Source organism: Cellulomonas septica (assembly GCF_012396155.1).
In the GTDB taxonomy this organism is placed as follows: domain Bacteria; phylum Actinomycetota; class Actinomycetes; order Actinomycetales; family Cellulomonadaceae; genus Cellulomonas; species Cellulomonas septica.
This window is the reverse complement of record NZ_JAAXOY010000762.1, coordinates 1-1,522: the sequence shown is the minus strand read 5'-3', so window position 1 is coordinate 1,522 and position 1,522 is coordinate 1. Positions and strand designations below refer to the sequence as shown.

The window sequence follows — 1,522 nt, the reverse complement described above, 5'->3', positions numbered from 1 at the left end:
CGCCGCCGCCCGGAGGTCGACGCCGCGGTGCCCGGCCGCCCAGGGGGCGGGTGGGGCCTCGAACGGGGCCGTGACCTCGACGGGCGGCTCGAGCGGCCAGACGTAGCGGGCCACCGGTCGTCGGACGTCCGGCGCGCCGGTGTCCGCCGTCGATGCGGACACCGGCGCGGGGAGCGCCGATGCGGACACGAGCGTGGTGACGGTGCCGAGCGTGACCACGGTCGAGACCACGCGGGCGGGAAGCCGCGCCCGACGGCGGGACGACGTGCCGCCGTGGGTCGGCTGTCGGGGGACGCGTCGACGGGGGAGCGAGAGGCTGGACACGTGCCGAGCGTGACGCGGAACGTGACCGTCGCGCCGGGATCAGGCCGCGACGGTGGACGGGCGCGGTCGGTTCCGGGCTGGGGACGGGTCGCACGGGCGCCGGACGGGGCACGGCCCGACGTCGGCTAGACTTCCCCTGCGACCGGTCCGTGCCGGTCGACATCGCGCACCACCGACCCGCCTCGTCGTCCGCCTCGCGGACCTCGACCGGGGTCGGGCGCTGCACCGGTCCGCAGGACGTCCCGCTCGTCGGGGGTCCGCGGCGCAGCCCCTGACGTGGTGCCAGGGGCCTCGACCTGGTGTCGGAGCCGACAACCGAGACGCGGGTCCGCCGAGGCGGCCCCGCCCAGACGCGCGCACCGGCCGGTGCGCGCCGGAAGGACGTGCCATGGCCGTCGTGACCATGCGCCAGCTGCTCGAGAGCGGTGTCCACTTCGGGCACCAGACCCGCCGCTGGAACCCCAAGATGAAGCGCTTCATCTTCACCGAGCGCAACGGCATCTACATCGTCGACCTGCAGCAGTCGCTGTCCTACATCGACCGCGCGTACGACTTCGTCAGCCAGACCGTCGCGCACGGTGGCTCGATCCTCTTCGTCGGCACCAAGAAGCAGGCGCAGGAGCCCGTCGCCGAGCAGGCCGCGCGCGTCGGCATGCCGTACGTCAACCAGCGCTGGCTGGGTGGCATGCTCACCAACTTCTCGACGGTCCACAAGCGCCTGCAGCGCCTCAAGGAGCTCGAGCAGATCGACTTCGACGACGTCGCGGCCTCGGGCCTGACGAAGAAGGAGCTGCTCGTCCTGCGTCGCGAGAAGGACAAGCTCAGCAAGACCCTCGGCGGCATCCGTGACATGGCCAAGGTCCCCTCGGCCGTGTGGATCGTCGACACGAACAAGGAGCACCTCGCGGTCGACGAGGCGCGCAAGCTCGGCATCCCGGTCGTCGCGATCCTCGACACGAACTGCGACCCGGACGTCGTCGACTACCCGATCCCGGGCAACGACGACGCGATCCGCGCCGTCCAGCTGCTCACCCGCGTGATCGCGGACGCCGCCGCCGACGGCCTGCTCAAGCGCCACTCGGGCCGCACCGCCGCCGCGGAGGGTGCCGAGGCCGACGCCGAGCCGCTCGCCGAGTGGGAGCGCGAGCTCCTCGCCGGTGCCGAGGCCGACCTGCAGTCCGGCTCGTCCGCCGCTGCG

At 73.4% G+C, this 1,522-nt stretch carries 1 protein-coding gene and 1 pseudogene; one reads left to right on the top strand and one right to left on the bottom strand.

Annotation, left to right across the window (positions count from 1 at the left end):
• A pseudogene (locus tag HGA02_RS20595) lies at positions 1-231 on the bottom strand (hypothetical protein); the annotation flags it as partial.
• A 481-nt stretch (positions 232-712) separates the two neighbouring features.
• Between HGA02_RS20595 and rpsB the strand changes: the two are divergent.
• Positions 713-1,522: 30S ribosomal protein S2 (gene rpsB / locus HGA02_RS18925; RefSeq protein ID WP_168680890.1), on the top strand; the 810-nt coding region annotated here is incomplete at its 3' end.